Consider the following 16,303-nt stretch of genomic DNA (forward strand, 5'->3'; position numbering starts at 1 on the left):
GTTGCATATTCCTGAGGGCTTGGCAACGCTCCATGCCATGGCAGCTTTCGCCCACCAAGCCGGAAACGAGGCGAAATCTGCGTCCTACCCTCACACTCTCACACAAAATAATACAGTTATTTCAGCTAAATAAAAAATGGCACATCCCATGCTCACCATATAGTGAAACAGGAGGTAAAGAAATGCAAAGAATGAATAACAGACAAGGAAACGGCAATGGACGCGGCTGCGGTCGCGGTGACGGTTCCTGCGGCGGTCGCGGCAAGGGGCGCGGACGTCGGGACGGCTCCTTCGGCGGACAGGGTTCCGGTCAGGGACGAGGCGACGGAAGCGGCAAAGACCGCAAGCGCGAAAACACCGCTGCGCGGGAATCACGGAACGTACGACTCAGACGCCGTGACGGCTCCTGCATGAACGACAACAACCAGAGGAACAATGCGAATCGCCGTCGCCAGTGGTAAGGGCGGAACAGGTAAAACCACGGTGGCCACCAATCTGGCCCTGCATCACATGAGGCAGGGTCGGAAGGTCGCCTTTGTGGACTGTGACGTGGAAGAGCCCAACGCTCACCTTTTTCTCAAGCCGGAAATGGACGATGGAACCGAGGTGCACATGCCGGTTCCTGTTTTTGACGATGACGCCTGCCTCGGCGAAGAGTGCCGCAAATGCGTGGAACTGTGCCGTTTCAAGGCGCTTATCTGGATGGCAGGCAGCGTGATGCCGTTTACCGAAATGTGCCATGGATGCGGCCTCTGCAAACTGGCCTGCCCTGCGGACGCCATATCCGAAGGAACTCGCGCGGTGGGGCATGCGTATCGGGGACAATTGCCCGGTCTCACTTTCCACAAAGGACTCATGCGCATCGGCGAAGCCATGGCCCCCCCGCTCATTCGCGAACTCAAGGAGCGTGCAACTGAAGACGCATCGAACGCGGACATTGTTCTGCTGGATTGCCCTCCCGGCGCATCATGCCCCGTTGTCCAGTCGCTGGAGAACGTGGATTTTGCCGTACTCGTCACGGAACCCACCCCTTTCGGGCTCCACGATCTCGGCATTGCCGTGAAACTGCTTCGCAAGCTCGACATTCCGTTCGGGGCAGTAATCAACCGTGATGGCATGGGGATCGACGCTCACGCCCACCTTCGCGAAAACGGTATCGATCTGCTCGGAACCGTCCCCCATTCGATCGAGGCGGCCGAAACCTATTCCCGCGGCGAGATGCTTTACGACGCCAGCCCCGAGCTTGAGCAGGCTTTCACCGCGATTGCCGAGCGCATAGAGTCCAAAGCGGGAGGTGCGGTATGAAACAACTCGTTGTCATAAGCGGCAAAGGCGGAACCGGCAAGACCAGCATCACCGCCGCACTGGCCGCAGTAGCTGAAAACGCAGTTCTGGCAGACTGCGACGTGGATGCCGCGGATCTGCACCTCGTTCTGGATCCGGAAATCGACAAAGAGGAGGACTTCTACAGCGGCGAAACCCCGGTCTTTGATGCCGACCTCTGCACCCAGTGCGGCCTGTGTCTTGATAATTGCCGTTTCAATGCGGTTTCCACCGACTTTCAACCTATCAAGGAAAACTGTGAAGGCTGCGGCGTGTGCGAGTTCATTTGTCCATCCGGCGCGGTCAGCATGCATCCTCGCTGGTGCGGTGTAAAACGTGTCTCCAGGACACGCTTCGGTCCCATGGTCCATGCCGAACTCGGCATCGGTGAGGAAAACTCGGGTAAACTGGTGACGGATGTCAGGCGTACTTCGGCTGAGATTGCAGAACGCGACGGGGCGGAGTTCGTCATCGTGGACGGTTCACCAGGGGTGGGCTGTCCGGTCATTGCCTCACTCACCGGGGCCGATGCCTGCCTGCTTGTGGCAGAACCGACGGTTTCGGCCATTCACGACCTTGAACGCGTGGCGGAGCTGCTCAAGCACTTCCGGCTTCCCTCGGCCTGCGTCATCAACAAGCGTGGCGTGAATCCGGAACTGGAAGAATGCATCATCGGCTTCTGTGAAGCATCCGGAATCCCGGTAGTAGGTTCCTATCCATACGATGCGGCATTCAACCGGGCACAGTCCGAAAGAATGACAGTCGTCGAATACGATCCGGAAGGGTTCGGCTTAACAACTCGAAACATTTGGGAAGAGATAAAGCAATTCATGGTCTGAAGACCGGAAACGCCACGGGAGGAGACATGGAAAAGATATTGATCATCGGGTGCCGCAACACCATGGATGACGTTTGCATCGGATGCTCGCGCTGTATGGTCGGTTTCAACCGCGGAGAAGGCGAATTCGAAGCCTACGTGGACGAAGAAGCCGAGCTTATGGGTCTTCTCAGCTGCGGTGGATGTCCGGGGTCCGGCATCGTGACCCGCATGGCTCAGGTCAAACTCTGGAACGCCCCCATGGGCGATATGCCAACCAAAATCCACATAGCGCCCTGCATCACTGACCACTGCCCCCACGCTGGGGAAATCGTCGGAAAAATCCGCGACAAGGCCGGAATCGACGTAATTGAAGGGACGCACCCGTATATGCCGAACAATATTTTCGGCTAAAGGGGGACTCCATGCCTCTTTACGAATACCAGTGTTCGGAATGCAACGCGATATTCGAAGAATTGTCAAAACCTGACGTTACCGCCCCGGAGTGCCCGCGCTGTGGGGCACAATCCCAACGCAGAATCGCCATGCCAGCCAAAGGCAACATGTCTCGCACGCCAGATTCAGCCGGACACGGCTGCTGCGGAGAACACCCCGCAAACAAAGGATGTACGCCCGGTTCCTGCTGCGACAAGAGATGACATCGAAAAATGCACACAAATCAACAAAAAGGCCTTCCCCATTAAAGGAGAAGGCCTTTTGAATGAATCATTCATGCGTGCCGATCAGGATTCATCCATCTCATCGGCGCTCAGTCCAACAATGCAGATGCCGTTTTCATCCGCAATGCGAACGGCTTCCTCCTGATCGAAGAACAGACTCCGTCCCGCTTCAAGCCCGAGACATGCGCCTTTGCCCGCGGCAAGCCGCATGACGGTATCCGTTCCGGCGCTGGGAAGATCAATACGCTCCTCTTGCCCCGGCTTGAACACCTTGACCACCACACATCCTTCACCACCGAGAGAACAACCACGCTCAATGGCGCTGTCGGTCCCCTCAAGCGCTTCCACGGCGGCAACAATTCCCTCGCGAAGCACCAAGCATTGGCCTATGTCCATGCGTCCGAGCTGTTTGGCGAGCTTCCATCCCATATTCAGGTCATCCCGTTCGCGCTCCGTGGGTTTTCTGGAAGTCAGCACTCCCTTGGGAGTAAGAAGCTCCGGGACCAGCTCATGTGCCGGGGAAACAGACATACCTTCTTTCTCAAACTCTGCGGCAAGAGCGCCGAGAATGGAAGAATCACCTTTGCTGCCAAGGCTGAAGACCAGCTTCATGGCTCGCATGTCCAAGAGGCCTACATCCATGGCACGAGGTTTGTTGATCGTTCCCGCCATCACGACACGCTCAACGCCCTGATCCTTGAAAAACCGGATCAGTTTACCAAGCTTGCCCAGCTTGAGTTCGCGCCATTCGTCGGCGAACTGAGCAACTTCCATATTGGAATGACCGGTAAAGCCCACCGCCACAAGCTTGTGACCGTGGTCTTTCACGCCGCGAGCCACAAGCAACGGAAACTGCTTGCCGCCGGCGATCAATCCTATGGTAGCTGGTTTGACGGACATGGTTTTGTCTTATTGGACCTGAGGGGCAAGGAAATGACTAGCTGTCGTCGCCGTTGCCGTTGCGGGTGGAGGCAGAAGTCACGCCATTTTTGCTCTCACGGATGAAAGTGACGAGACGGCGAACCATTTCGTTGTCTTCAACATCACGCTCGACGGCTTCAAACGCTTTGTCCTTGGTCATTCCGGAACGGAAGATGATCTTGTAGGCCTTTTTCAGGGCCTTGCAGGACGTGGAGTCAAAGCCGTTGCGGCGGAGCCCTATGAGATTGGGGCCGTAAAGTCTGCCGCGAGCGCCGTGAGCCAGCATGAACGGAGGCACATCAAGCTTGTAGCCGCTGGCGCCGCCGAGGAAGGCGTAATCGCCGATGCGAACAAACTGCTGCACGGCGGACATGCCGCTGATGATGACATTTCGGCCCACTTCTACATGGCCGGCAAGCAGCACGGCGTTGGCCATGATGACATTGTCGGACACGCGACAGTCGTGCGCAACGTGGGCGTAAGCCATGATCAGACATTCGGAGCCGATGACCGTCTCCCCACCGCCCTGAGTGGTACCGCGGTGAATGGTCACGCCTTCACGGAAGATATTGTTGTCGCCGATGCGCAGATAGGTTTCCTCGCCCTTGTATCCCAGATGCTGGGGATCACCGCCGATCACGGCGTTAGAGTGGACGTGGTTGCCAGCCCCCATGGAGACGTTCGTCTTGATGAGCGCATAGGGTTCGAGCCTGCAGCCGTCCCCGACGGTGGCGTTGGCTTCAACGACGCAATAAGGGCCCACCGTCACGTCTTCGCCGATGCGGGCGGTGGAGTCGATGACGGCGGTCGGGTGTATCTGAGTTGCCACTTACATATCCTTTTTATCTGCCACGGCGGCGGAGAACTCACCCTCGGCGGCAACTTCGCCGTCAACAAGGGCGGTACCGCGCATGCGCCAGATGTTCAGTTTGTGCTTGGTGTATTCGACATGCAGGTCAAGGCGGTCTCCGGGAACTACCGGACGACGGAACTTGACCTTATTCATGCCCGTGAAAAGAAAGACCTTGTCATCGACAGGCTCTTTCATGGTGTGCATGACAAAAACGCCGCCGGCCTGAGCCATGGCTTCGAGAATCAGCACGCCGGGCATGACGGGCAGCCCCGGAAAATGGCCCTGGAAGAACGGCTCGTTCATGGTCACATTCTTGTAGGCCTTGAGGCTCACGCCGTCCTCGACTTCAACCACTCTGTCCACCAGAAGGAAGGGATACCGGTGCGGGAGCATCTCCATGATGCGACCGATGTCCGCAAAAGCCGATGCTTTAGTCATCGCTGCTGTCTCCATTCTTTTCCAAATCGGCCAGTTGTTTTTCAAGCTTCTTCACACGCTTGAAAAGCTCAGGCAGCTTGGGGGCGCAAACGCCCATGGATTTGAGAAAAACGTTGTAAGGCATGGCCGGAGAGCCGCTCATCTTGGCGCCGTCGGGCACGGAGGAACCGACACCGGCCTGCGCGCCGATAACCACATCCTTGCCAATGCTGACGTTGTCCGCCACGCCGACCTGACCCGCGAGAATAGTATTGTCGCCAACCTTGGAGCTGCCGCCGATTCCCACCTGCCCAACGAGCAGGCAGTTTTCACCGACTTCCACGTTGTGGCCGATCTGAACCAGATTGTCGATCTTGCTGCCACGACCGAGAGTGGTGACATCCAATGCGGCACGGTCCACGGCGCTGTTGGCGCCGATTTCTACCATGTCGCCGACCTGCACGGTGCCGATCTGCGGGATTTTCATATGACCGGCGGGCGTCTGAGCATAGCCGTAGCCATCCGATCCGACAACAGCTCCGGGCTGGAGAATAACTCCGTCGCCAAGCGAAATGCCGCCCATGACGACCGCGTTGGGATACAGAATGCAGTCATCACCGACAACGGTGTTTTCACCGACGTAGACGCCGGAGAAAATCTTGACGCCCGCTCCGACCTTCGCTCCTTCGCCGATGAATGCGAAGGGATAGATGACAGCGGATTCATCAATCTTGGCATCGGGATGAATGTAGGCAAGTTCACTCTGCCCTTCGAGACATCCCTGAGGGTTGTCGAAAAGGTGAACGACCTTGGCAAGATCCATATAGACATTATCGCTGATGATGGCGCATGGCAGGTCCTGCGCATGCTTTTCCTGCGTAAGGATGCAGGAGGCCTGCGTCGTCTCCAACAGGTGCGAATACTTCGGGTTAACCAGAAACGAAAGCTGACCCGGAGTCGCCTTTTCCAATGTATTGACGCCGGAAAGCTCGACTTCCCCGCCTTTGCAGGGCAAGCCGAGCTTTTCGGCGAGTTCGGAAACCGTTATACGCATCGTTTTACTTTTTCCAGCGATTGTCCATTTCTTTGATGATGACGTCAGTGATGTCGATGGACTTGCTGCCGTAAGCGACTCCGCCACGTGCAACGTCAATCACGGCGTCGTAGCCCTTTTCACGGGCATATTCGGCCAGCACGTCGGAGAAAAGCTTGTAAATGGGAGCCTGCAGCTTCTTTACATCCTTCTTGAAGTTGACAGAGCTCATCTCGCCCAGAACGTTCAGCTGGGCACCGGCGGAGGCCAGTTCCTGCTGCGTCTTGCGGAACTGCTCTTCCTTGATCATGCCGCTCTGGTACTGGGTACGCATCTGCTTCAGACGGTTCTGCAGGGACTGCACCTTCTGCTGCTGGCCCTTGACCTCGGATTCGTAGGCAGCCTGTTTCTTCTTGATCTCATCGTTGATCTGCTGGCCAGCCTTGCTTTCGCTGATGGCGCGCATGGAGTGAACGATGGCGATCTCTGCAGCCTGCACGGAAGCCGCGGTGGTAAGCAGCATCAGCAGTGCAATGGCGATCATTTTTTTCATGGTGGTATACTCCTTGAATCCTTGGTTTTGTTCTAGAAACTCTGACCCATCATCAGTTCGACCTTGTTGTTGCCGCTGTGGCGCAGATCGTCAAGGCCGTGACCGTATTCGACGCGAATCGGTCCCATGGGAGACAGCCAGCGGAAGCCGACACCGACACTCTTGTAGAGTCCGAGGGACGGAGCGGGTTCGATTCTCTTCACCTCTTCGAAGAACATCTCATCTTCCTTCCAGACGTTACCGGCATCGAAGAAACTGACGAGCTGAATACCATACTCTTCACTCAGCAGGTAAAGCAACTCAAGGTTGGTGAAGAGCTGCTTGTTACCGCCGATGGTGTCGCCGTTGTCTTCTCGTGCGGTGATCTTGTAGTTTGAGTACCCGCGCACACTGCCCATGCCGCCCAGCTTGAACCTCTGGTTGGTCGGCAGATCGTCATCATTCATGATGTTGTCGTGCAGATATCCGATCTGACCCTTTCCGTGGAAGACAAGATCTTCATAAAGTTCGGTATAATACTCAAAGACACCCTGTTCCTTGATGAAGTGGTCCGTACCACCAAGCGGTCCGCCACCGACTGTAATGGAAGCAGTCATCTTGGTACCTTCGGACGGGAACCGACGGGAGTTGATGGTGGACCGGGAAACCGTGCCGGTAAACGAACTCACGAGATGCGACCCTTCGTCATCCTTCGTGTCTTCGGAAGCGTCTTCGGAGACATCATAAATGTCGTAGTAGGACGCCTGATACTTCCAGTTCAGGTTGGTGTACTCACCAATCGGATAGAAGAAAGCCACGCCGCCGCCAGTGGAGTCAACCTTATACTCATCCTTGTCAGTGGAGTTCCGATGCGCATTAAGCGACATGCCCACGTCGGTGTCGTACAAATAGGGGTTGACGAAATCCAGCGAATACGCCGTGCTCTTTCCGCCGAAGGAACCGGAGAACGAAAGCCTGTATCCCTTGCCGAAGAGGTTCCTTTCGGAAATCTTGCCAGCAAGGAAAACACCGTCATACGAGGAATATCCGATACCACCGCCTATATTACCGGTGGGAGCGTCCTTGACCTTGACCAGCAGGTCCATCTCGTCCGGATTACCGGTGGAAACGGGGGAAACGTCAACCGTCTCGAAATAGCCCAAGTTGTTCAACCGCTGCGTTGAACGGTTGATCTTCTGGCCGCTGTACATATCGCCGTCGGCAAGACGCATCTCGCGCAGGATAACGTTGTCGCGAGTGGTGGTGTTCCCTTCGATCAGCACACGGCGCACATGCACGCGCTGGTGCTTGACTATGGTATACTCGACATTCACCAACCCGGCCTCGGGGAAGTCCTCAAGGTGCACTTCCACATCGGCATGAGCGTATCCATAGTTATTGTAATAGTCGGTGAGTTTCTGGACATCCTGACGGATGAGGGAGCGGTTGAACCACTCGTTGTCCACTGCGAGGTTGTCCACACCGGTGACGCTTTTCAGCTTTTCGGGCGTGTCGATGAGGTCGCCCTTGAAACGGGTCTCTCCCATCTTGAAGCGCGGGCCTTCCCACACTCGATAGACGATGCGCAGGCCATCATCCATGACCTCAATGTCCGGCTTGCCGACCTTGGCCTGCAGGAATCCGTGGTTGCTGTAAAAGGCCATTATGGCCGCAGCGTCACGTTCAAGCATGTCTTCGCGCAGAACGCCGGAATCAGTAAACCAGGACAGGAAGCCGCGCTCCTGAAGCGCAAGGACTTCCTTGACGTCGTCAGGATCAACCTGCTTGGCGCCGTCAATGACGATTTCCTCGACGTACAGTTCCGGGCCGGGCTCGACAACGAAAGTCAACCGCGCGAGCCCCTGATCGTTGCTTTGCAGTTCATGGGTGATCTTGGCCTTGTAGTAGCCTTCCTTACGGTACATGTCGCGGATCGTCTTCATATCCTGCGCCAGCACCTTGGGGTTGACCACCGCACCTTTCTTGGTGACCACGGCCTCCAGAATGTCCTCGGTCATGTCATCGGCTCCGCGCACCGTGATACTGTCCACGCGGGGCTTCTCACGGACCTGGAAGATGACTTTCTTGCCTTCCGGGAGATCGTCGAGGATAACCTTGACGTCGTCGAAGTAGCCGAGGTCGTAAATGCTTTTGAGAGACTTGTTGACCACGGAAGCGGTCAGGATGTCGCCCTCGCGGATGGGAAGACGCATGAGCACGACTTCCTTGTCCAAAATCTTGTTGCCGCGCACCTCGATCTCCGCAACCACGTCCTGCCTCAGCAGGATGGAACGCATGCGATTGACGAGTTCGTCAACGGCGGGCAGCAGGTTCAAGACCCCGCTTTTCTGAACCTGAATGGAAACCGGCTGTTTATCGCCGAAAGCATCGACAACTTTTGCGTCGATGACGAAAGTCTCTCCGAACTGAGAAAAATCGCCGTATACGGCGAAGCCGGCACCGGCGAGCATGGCCAGCTCACGGCCGCCCTGAGCGCCTTCAAGGCCGGGATTTTCAGCAAGGAGAGTACGGATGCGGTCCTGTTTGGGAACCTGAAAACCGGCCTCCCTGAGGCGTTCACCCAGCAGTTCGGGAAAACTCTCCTGAAGATATTGCAGGTCTTCGCTGGCGTTGATGCTAAAGGGCATTACGGCAACCGAAATGTCCTCCTGAACGCCCTGCGGCTCCTGCGCAAAAGCAGAGGCAGCAAAAAGCAGCAAGATAAAAATTCCAAGAATACAGGAAAAATAAGAACGCGCAGACTTAGCAGGCATAGAGTTCTCCGGAACGCAGTTCATGACGCTTTTGCATCAGTCCGGCCAGATCGCGGTTGTGGGTCACCACGACGAGCGTGGTGCCATGGTCCCTGGCCAGCGAGACCAACAACTCCCCTACCATCGTACCGGACTCTTCGTCCAGACTTCCGGTGGGCTCATCCGCGAGCACGACCTTGGGGCGCATCAATATGGCACGGGCAATGGCGGCCCTTTGCCGCTCACCCCCGGAAAGAGTCGTCACCTTGTGCCCCTTGCGATGCTCCAGCCCGACGTCGTTCAGGGCGGCATCCGCAAGCTCAAGGCATTTCGCCCGCGGCTCCCCGGCGATGATGCCGGGCATTGCCACGTTTTCCAGCGTGGAAAACTCGGGCAGCAAGTGATGAAACTGAAAAATGAAACCTATTTCGATATTTCTGAAACGAGCTCGGCGACGGTTGTCCATCCCCGTGATATCCTCTCCGTTAAACCGGACAACCCCGCCGGAGGCATCGTCAAGCGTGCCCATGATGTGCAGCAGTGAAGTCTTTCCGGACCCCGAAGCTCCCACCACGGCCACACACTCCCCTGTCTCGACGGTCAGGTCGATGTTCTTCAGGACATGCACGGTTCCCGCGGGCCCTTCGAACTCCTTGCTCACGCCTTCAAGACGATAGACAGGACCGCTACTCATAGCGCAGTGCCTCGCTCGGATTCAGGGACGCGGCACGTCGTGCCGGATAAATGGTGGACAGGAAGCAAAGGAGCATGGCGGAAACACCGATGATGGTAAGGTCCAGCGCCTCCAGCCGAACCGGAAGATAGTCAACGGGATACACGTTGCTGGGCAGCTTGATGAACTGATACTTTTTGAGCAGCAGGCTGACCGGAACCCCGAGGCCGAAGCCAAGCGCTGTCCCGATGAAACCGATGAGCGTCCCTTGCATCATGAAAATCCTGCGGATACCGGCAGACTCCGCCCCCATGGACATGAGCACTGCGATATCCCGGGTCTTTTGCATGACCAGCATGACCAGCGTATTGACGATGCTGAACGAACCGACAAGCACGATCATCACGAGAATGATGAACATAGCGGTTTTTTCCAGTTTCAATGCAGCGAAAAGATTGGCGTTCATCTCCTGCCAGTTGCGAACGAGCAAACCGAACGAGCCAATGGACTGTTCGATTTTTTCAGCAATCTGGGGAGCCTTGTCCACGTTGTCAACGCTGATCTCAAGGCCGGAAACGATATCGCTCTTGTAACCGAGCAGATCGCGGGCGGCGTCGATGGTCATGTAACCGAGGGATGAATCGTATTCAAACATGCCGGTCTTGAAAATTCCGGCCACACGGAACCGCTTGACCTTCGGCTGAAAACCCGCGGCACCGGAACGTCCGGAAGGCGAGAGCATGTTCACCGCTCCCCCCACGTCGAGGCCGAGTCTGCGGGCCATCTGATAGCCCACGATGATTCCCGGCAGTTCGTTCTCCATTTCAAGATTGTCCATGGACCCCGCGACAAGGTCCGTATCAAGGCTGATCACCCCGTCGGAAGATTCGGGATCAATACCGCGAAGCACGACACCTTTGACGCCGTTGCGGTTGGACAGCATCACTTCGGAATAAACGAAGGGACTGACGCCGGTAACTCCCTCCACTGCGGAGGCACGGTCCGCAAGAGTCTGGTAATCCTGAATACCGCCGCGCGCGGAAGAAACAAGGATATGGGCGTTCACGCCGAGGATCTTATCCTGAAGGTCCGAGGAAAAACCGTTCATCACGCCAATGACGACAATGAGCGACCCAACGCCGAGTGCCACACCGAAAACCGCGAACAGGGAGATCAGCGTAATGAACGACTGTCTCCTGAGCGCGGAGAGGTATCGCAGGGCGATGAAGGTTTCAAATCTCATGCAGTCAGGATTCCTGCTATGCGTGCTCGGGCTTGAGCAATGGGAAAAGGATGACTTCACGGATGGAAGCGCTGTCCGTCAGCAGCATCACCAGCCGGTCGATGCCGACACCCTGTCCGGCCGCCGGTGGCATGCCGTACTCCAGAGCCCGTACATAGTCCTCGTCCATGTGATGCGCTTCCTCGTCGCCGGCGTCCTTCTCCTTGACCTGTTCCTCGAATCGACAGCGCTGATCGACCGGGTCATTAAGCTCGGAGAAGGCGTTCGCCATTTCCCGGCCCACCATGAACAGCTCGAAGCGGTCCGTGATCTCCGGGTTTTCGTCATTTCGCCTGGAGAGTGGGGAAATATCCGTGGGGTAATGATAGATGAAGTGAGGCTGAACCAGCTTGGGCTCGACACGCAGGTCGAACAGCTTGGCCTGCAATTTGCCCAGCTTTTCGCCTTCAACGACCTTTTCGCCACCCTTTTTGACCAGCTCCTTGCACTTCTCGTAATCCGTGTAGATTTCCGGAGCCACACCGCCGACCTTTTCCAGCGACTCGTGGAACGTCATGCGAATCCACTTGCCCGGAGTGAGGTCAACCTCCTGCCCCTGATAGGTAATGGCCGTGTTGCCGCAGACCCGTTCGGCTATGCGGGAGATCATTTCCTCGGTAAGATCCATGAGGTCGTACACATTGGCGTAGGCCCAGTAGAACTCAAGCATGGTAAACTCGGGATTGTGCTGGGTGGAAATGCCTTCGTTGCGGAAATTTCGGTTGACCTCGTAAACGCGCTCGAAACCGCCCACCAGCAGACGCTTGAGATAAAGCTCGGGCGCAATGCGCATGTAGAGCTTCATGTCCAGCGCGTTGTGATGCGTCTCGAACGGCTTTGCCGTGGCGCCGCCGGGAATCGGCTGCATCATGGGTGTCTCCACTTCCATGAAACCTCGGTCGTCGAGGAAGTTGCGCATCTCGCGCACGATGGCCGTGCGGGCCCTGAATATTTCCTTGGTGCGCGGAGTGACGATGAGATCGACGTAGCGGCGGCGATAGCGCAGCTCCACATCCTTAAGACCGTGATACTTCTCCGGAAGCGGACGCAGAGACTTGGTCAGCAGCTCGAAGGAGTCCACCTGAATGGTCAGCTCGTCGGTCTTGGTGCGAAAGAGCTTGCCCTTTACGCCGACGATGTCTCCCACGTCAGTTTTCTTGAACAGCTTATAGGGTTCGACGCCCAGCACTTCACGGGAACCAAAGGCCTGAATACGACCCATCCCGTCCTGAACCTGAAAAAATGTCGCTTTACCGAAGGAACGCCATGCCACGACGCGTCCCGCGATGGAGAACTCCTCATCAAGTTTCTCAAGCTCCTCGCCGGAGGTCTCGCCGTATTTCTCCAAAAGAGAGGCGATTCCGGTGTCGCGGCGGAAGTCGTTGGGATAGACGTCCACCCCTTCGTCGAGCAGCGCGCAGGCCTTCTCAACCCGGTTCTTGACGACGGAGTTGAGTTCGTCCTTGGCGTCGAGAGCTTCGAGCATGGGCATGAAGCGCTGGACGTGTTCGGACTTGGTGGCCAGCTTGATGGGCTTTTTCTTTTTATTCGTGGCGTTTGACAAAACTGCGTTCCTTGCGGTCCAAAAGTCTAGAAAAAAACAAGAGACGTTGAATCCCTAAGCCATATTCCCTTAACAGTCAAGAAAATGCACCCCTTCGGCCCAGTCTGGCCGTACGGACGCCGGGCTTTCCCGGAAAATCGTCGAGGGCTGGCCCTAATACATTAGATATTTTCCCCCTGCAAGGTTTTATAGACATGCTCGGAATTCGAAAAAAGTTCCAGAAGAAAGTTTTTTGAAAAAAAGTCTTGACGTGCACGCCGGATTCTCATAAATCCCTTTCTCGCGCTGACGGCGCACCGATTGTTCCCCAGTAGCTCAATCGGCAGAGCAAGTGGCTGTTAACCACTGCGTTCGCGGTTCAAGTCCGTGCTGGGGAGCCAGAGAGAATCAGGGCTCCGATCCACAAGGGTCGGAGCCTTTTTCTTATCCTCCAACAAATTCATTGCCATGCCAGCCATATCCATTACTCATCTGATCATCGGCGCCGCGGCTTTCGCGGTCATTGTCGCAGTCGTCATTGCAGGCCGCGGCAGGTCCAACAACTCCACTTCGCGCATAGACATTAACTTCGACTCCATGAAGGACGAGGAAATCAAGCGCCGCCACTAGGCCCGCGCACTTTGCCGATCTTGATTTATCGCGTGATTTGGATAGGGTATCCCATCAGGAGGATCACGCAGCATCATGATCGAAATTCTTTCCGGCCTTCTGGGCGGCCTCGGACTCTTCCTCATCGGCATGTCCATGATGACGAAGGGGCTCCGAAACGCGGCCGGGACCGCCCTCAGAAACATCCTTGGACAATGGACCAGAACTCCCCTGAGGGGTTTGGGGTCGGGCGTGCTCATCACCGCCATAGTCCAATCCTCCAGCGCGGTTACCGTTGCCGTCATAGGCTTCGTCAACGCTGGCCTCATCTCCATGCGCCAATCCATGGGCGTCATCTACGGCAGCAATATCGGCACCACCATGACCGGCTGGATCGTGGCCGCGGTGGGAGTCAATGTTAAGGTCAAAGCGCTTGCTCTGCCCCTGATCGGACTCGGCGCATTGATGATGCTCTCCGGCAGCAACTCCAGACGGGCTTCCATCGGTCGCGCCTGCGCTGGCTTTGGCCTCTTCTTCCTCGGCATTCAGGTCCTGCAGGAAGGATTTACCGTACTGGCCCCCAACATCGATTTTTCCTCGTTCGACAGCGGTCCGTTCGCCCTGCCCGTCTTTCTGGGTATAGGGTTCATACTGACGCTTCTCATGCAAAGCTCCAGTGCGGCCATGGCCGTTGTCCTCACCGCCACCCTGTCCGGCATCGTCCCCTTGGCGGACGCCGCCGCGGCGGTTATCGGCACCAACATCGGCACTACCTCCACGGCCGCTCTTTCCGTCATCGGCGCCACCAACAACGCCAAGAAAGTCGCCGCTGGGCACATCCTCTTCAACGCCATGACGGGCCTTATAGCCCTTCTTCTGCTCGTTCCGCTGCTGAAAGTGGCAGAGTCTGCGGGCGGCGGCAGCGACCCGGCCGTCACCCTTGCCCTGTTCCACACCATTTTCAATATTCTCGGTGCACTTCTGTTCCTTCCGCTGACGGACAGACTCGTAACGCACCTCGACCGCTGGATCGGCACGCGGATGCCTGAAATGGCCAAACCGCGTTACCTTGACCGCAACGTGCTGCGGGCACCGTCGCTAGCCGTGGATGCCCTCTTCATGGAAGTGGGGAGACTCGGGGAAAACATCCGGCTTATGGCCCAGAAAGCCATGACATCCAACTTCCGCCACAGCGACATGCAGCGCGATAAGGCATCTCTGGAGAGCCTGATCAGCGCCTGCAGGCGGTTCTGCTCTGACCTTCAGGGCATGGCACTTCCGGAACAGATTTCTGAAAACTTGCCTAAAGCACTCCGAGTGTTGCAGTATTACACGGTCGTCCTCGAAGTCATCGAGATGAACGCAAAAGAGCATCCGACTCTGAACCACTCGCTGCCTTCATCGGTGGCCGAGCGGGATGCAAAGTATCGCGAGATGGTAAAGGATGTGCTGAACACGGCCCATACGCCGTGTGCGCCCGAGTTCGACCACATTCAGATGATGCTGGACCAGCTTGTGACGGTCTACCACGAACTGAAGCAGTCACTGCTCAGTGCCGGTGCGGCCGGGGACATCGAACTGGACGACATGGTAAACCTGCTGGAGTTCTATTCACGCTCCCGGCGCATGACCGAGCAGGCCGCCAAAGGGACCATCTATTGGTCCGAAATGCGCGATACGGGCGACATATGCCGATCGGCAACGGCGGAGAACGATTTTACCTGGAAAGCCAACCCGGACCTCAAGGAGTCTAAGGCATGAAAGGACGCATCACCCCAATAGCGCTCGCCTGCGGAGCCATCATCCTCGTGGCCGCCGCCGTTTTTCTTCTTCGTCCCGGGGATCAGGGCAAAGATGAAACCCGCGGCAACGTGGGTGAACCGCCCGAGGCCCCGGCTTGGACCGCCGAAGGCCAGAAACAGCCTCTGCCCGATTACGGCAGCGCCAATGCCACCGTAAAGACCGTCAGCGAAAATGCGACGGAGGATGCTACCACCGAGGCTGCAACCGAGGACACCGCCGCCGTGGATGAAATGACGCCACCCCGAGTGGTTCAGGAAGACGACATGGTGACCGTACTCTTCCTCGACGTCATGGCGGAAACCCTCGTGGAGGGCTTTGTTCCCGCCCGAATGAGCGACTCCGGCAACCCGGAGACGACCCTTGGCTTCCGCAAGCTCAACATGCGCTTCGGCCGTTCGCTCAAGGGCTTCGACACCGACACCGCCAACATCAACATGGCCCGAGATGCCGTGTTGAGTTACCTGCTGGCACCCGGCGTTGCCAAGAGCATTTTCAATGACTACCAGCCGGTTTTCGTGGACAAGGTAGAAGAAACAGCACGCAACGCATCCCTCGAAGACGCCGACGGCACAGAGTACATGCTGTCCGAGGCCGAAGTATCCGACCTGTTTCTGGTCTACGCCGATGCCTTCGACATGACCGGACGAGCCGTGCGCGCCGCCGCCGAACCTTCGGTGGCCCAGACCGTGGAACGCTACATCCGGGCCGCCCGGGCAGCAGAACGGGCCAACGCCGCATTCCGTACCGCCATGGCGGATTACGACACCGATTCCGGCGAGGTCTCCGCAGCAGGCAGCCGCCTCAAGGGAGCCATCAAGGAACGGCAGCGCATCCGTAAAATCGTCTTGAAAGAACTGCGCGACGAATGTCCTGAGTGTGACTCCGAAGAGCTTTTCTACATAGCCATGTGGAGCTACAGACGCACGCTGGAGAGCGACAATACACAGGAATTCATGAACACCGCCGCCGACTGTCTTGAGCGGCTCTCCGGGAGCTTCAAGGACAGGGCTACACGGATTCTGGAAGAATAGATCGCATACGGCCCGCCTCCTGGGAGGCGGGCC

17 protein-coding genes and 1 tRNA gene are annotated in these 16,303 nt (G+C 56.9%); 9 read left to right on the forward strand and 9 right to left on the reverse strand.

Features of this window, described 5'->3' with window-relative positions; all coding sequences use genetic code 11:
• The first annotated feature begins 182 nt into the window (after positions 1 to 182).
• From B149_RS16420 to B149_RS18965, 5 genes are read left to right on the forward strand one after another with little or no spacing between them, the layout of a single operon-like run.
• Entirely contained in the window at positions 183 to 461 is a 279-nt protein-coding gene (locus tag B149_RS16420) for a hypothetical protein (protein WP_018123932.1), read from the forward strand.
• A complete protein-coding gene (locus B149_RS0104290; RefSeq protein WP_018123933.1) occupies positions 436 to 1,305 on the forward strand; it encodes an ATP-binding protein in 870 nt (289 codons plus the stop codon). The genes B149_RS16420 and B149_RS0104290 overlap by 26 nt, the downstream gene beginning before the upstream one ends.
• Positions 1,302 to 2,162, forward strand: coding sequence for an ATP-binding protein (locus B149_RS0104295; protein WP_018123934.1), 861 nt, complete (start codon positions 1,302 to 1,304; stop codon positions 2,160 to 2,162). Before B149_RS0104290 ends, B149_RS0104295 begins: the two co-directional genes overlap by 4 nt.
• 26 nt (positions 2,163 to 2,188) lie before the next feature.
• On the forward strand, positions 2,189 to 2,554 hold the full coding sequence (locus B149_RS0104300; RefSeq protein ID WP_018123935.1) for a CGGC domain-containing protein: 366 nt from the start codon (positions 2,189 to 2,191) through the stop codon (positions 2,552 to 2,554).
• Positions 2,555 to 2,565: 11 nt separating this feature from the next.
• On the forward strand, positions 2,566 to 2,799 hold the full coding sequence (locus tag B149_RS18965) for an FmdB family zinc ribbon protein (protein ID WP_083909147.1): 234 nt from the start codon (positions 2,566 to 2,568) through the stop codon (positions 2,797 to 2,799).
• An 84-nt stretch (positions 2,800 to 2,883) separates the two neighbouring features.
• On the opposite strand, the gene B149_RS0104305 is transcribed toward B149_RS18965, so the two are convergent.
• The 9 genes from B149_RS0104305 to lysS are packed head-to-tail and all read right to left on the reverse strand — an operon-like array spanning position 2,884 to position 12,848.
• On the reverse strand, positions 2,884 to 3,720 hold the full coding sequence (locus B149_RS0104305) for an LpxI family protein (protein WP_018123936.1): 837 nt from the start codon (positions 3,718 to 3,720) through the stop codon (positions 2,884 to 2,886).
• 37 nt (positions 3,721 to 3,757) lie between these two features.
• Positions 3,758 to 4,570, reverse strand: coding sequence for an acyl-ACP--UDP-N-acetylglucosamine O-acyltransferase (lpxA, locus tag B149_RS0104310; protein ID WP_018123937.1), 813 nt, complete (start codon positions 4,568 to 4,570; stop codon positions 3,758 to 3,760).
• Complete coding sequence (gene fabZ / locus B149_RS0104315) at positions 4,571 to 5,032, reverse strand: 3-hydroxyacyl-ACP dehydratase FabZ (protein ID WP_018123938.1); 462 nt, start codon at positions 5,030 to 5,032, stop codon at positions 4,571 to 4,573. It abuts the gene before it with no gap.
• The gene (lpxD, locus tag B149_RS0104320) at positions 5,025 to 6,065 is read right to left on the reverse strand and encodes a UDP-3-O-(3-hydroxymyristoyl)glucosamine N-acyltransferase (protein WP_018123939.1); all 1,041 of its coding nucleotides are present in this window, start codon (positions 6,063 to 6,065) and stop codon (positions 5,025 to 5,027) included. The genes fabZ and lpxD overlap by 8 nt, the downstream gene beginning before the upstream one ends.
• Positions 6,066 to 6,069: 4 nt before the next feature.
• Entirely contained in the window at positions 6,070 to 6,597 is a 528-nt protein-coding gene (locus B149_RS0104325; protein WP_018123940.1) for an OmpH/Skp family outer membrane protein, read from the reverse strand.
• Between the two features lie 32 nt (positions 6,598 to 6,629).
• Positions 6,630 to 9,296: an outer membrane protein assembly factor BamA gene (gene bamA / locus B149_RS0104330; RefSeq protein WP_245533189.1), complete on the reverse strand. Its 2,667-nt coding sequence runs from the start codon at positions 9,294 to 9,296 to the stop codon at positions 6,630 to 6,632.
• A gap of 43 nt (positions 9,297 to 9,339) precedes the next feature.
• On the reverse strand, positions 9,340 to 10,023 hold the full coding sequence (locus tag B149_RS0104335; protein ID WP_018123942.1) for an ABC transporter ATP-binding protein: 684 nt from the start codon (positions 10,021 to 10,023) through the stop codon (positions 9,340 to 9,342).
• Positions 10,016 to 11,245, reverse strand: coding sequence for a lipoprotein-releasing ABC transporter permease subunit (locus B149_RS0104340; protein ID WP_018123943.1), 1,230 nt, complete (start codon positions 11,243 to 11,245; stop codon positions 10,016 to 10,018). Before B149_RS0104340 ends, B149_RS0104335 begins: the two co-directional genes overlap by 8 nt.
• Before the next feature lie 16 nt (positions 11,246 to 11,261).
• Positions 11,262 to 12,848: a lysine--tRNA ligase gene (gene lysS / locus B149_RS0104345; RefSeq protein ID WP_018123944.1), complete on the reverse strand. Its 1,587-nt coding sequence runs from the start codon at positions 12,846 to 12,848 to the stop codon at positions 11,262 to 11,264.
• A gap of 304 nt (positions 12,849 to 13,152) precedes the next feature.
• Between lysS and B149_RS0104350 the strand changes: the two genes are divergently transcribed.
• The 4 genes from B149_RS0104350 to B149_RS0104365 all read left to right on the forward strand — a co-directional run bounded on the left by B149_RS0104350 (position 13,153) and on the right by B149_RS0104365 (position 16,270).
• Positions 13,153 to 13,228, forward strand: a tRNA-Asn gene (locus B149_RS0104350).
• 67 nt (positions 13,229 to 13,295) lie between these two features.
• Entirely contained in the window at positions 13,296 to 13,457 is a 162-nt protein-coding gene (locus B149_RS18525; RefSeq protein WP_018123945.1) for a hypothetical protein, read from the forward strand.
• Positions 13,458 to 13,532: 75 nt separating this feature from the next.
• Positions 13,533 to 15,197 (forward strand): Na/Pi cotransporter family protein, encoded by a 1,665-nt coding sequence (locus B149_RS0104360; protein WP_018123946.1) that lies wholly within the window; start codon positions 13,533 to 13,535, stop codon positions 15,195 to 15,197.
• A complete protein-coding gene (locus B149_RS0104365; protein ID WP_018123947.1) occupies positions 15,194 to 16,270 on the forward strand; it encodes a hypothetical protein in 1,077 nt (358 codons plus the stop codon). Before B149_RS0104360 ends, B149_RS0104365 begins: the two co-directional genes overlap by 4 nt.
• Positions 16,271 to 16,303 lie beyond the last annotated feature (33 nt).

The sequence above is a fragment of the Desulfovibrio oxyclinae DSM 11498 genome (assembly GCF_000375485.1).
GTDB classification, from domain to species: domain Bacteria; phylum Desulfobacterota; class Desulfovibrionia; order Desulfovibrionales; family Desulfovibrionaceae; genus Pseudodesulfovibrio; species Pseudodesulfovibrio oxyclinae.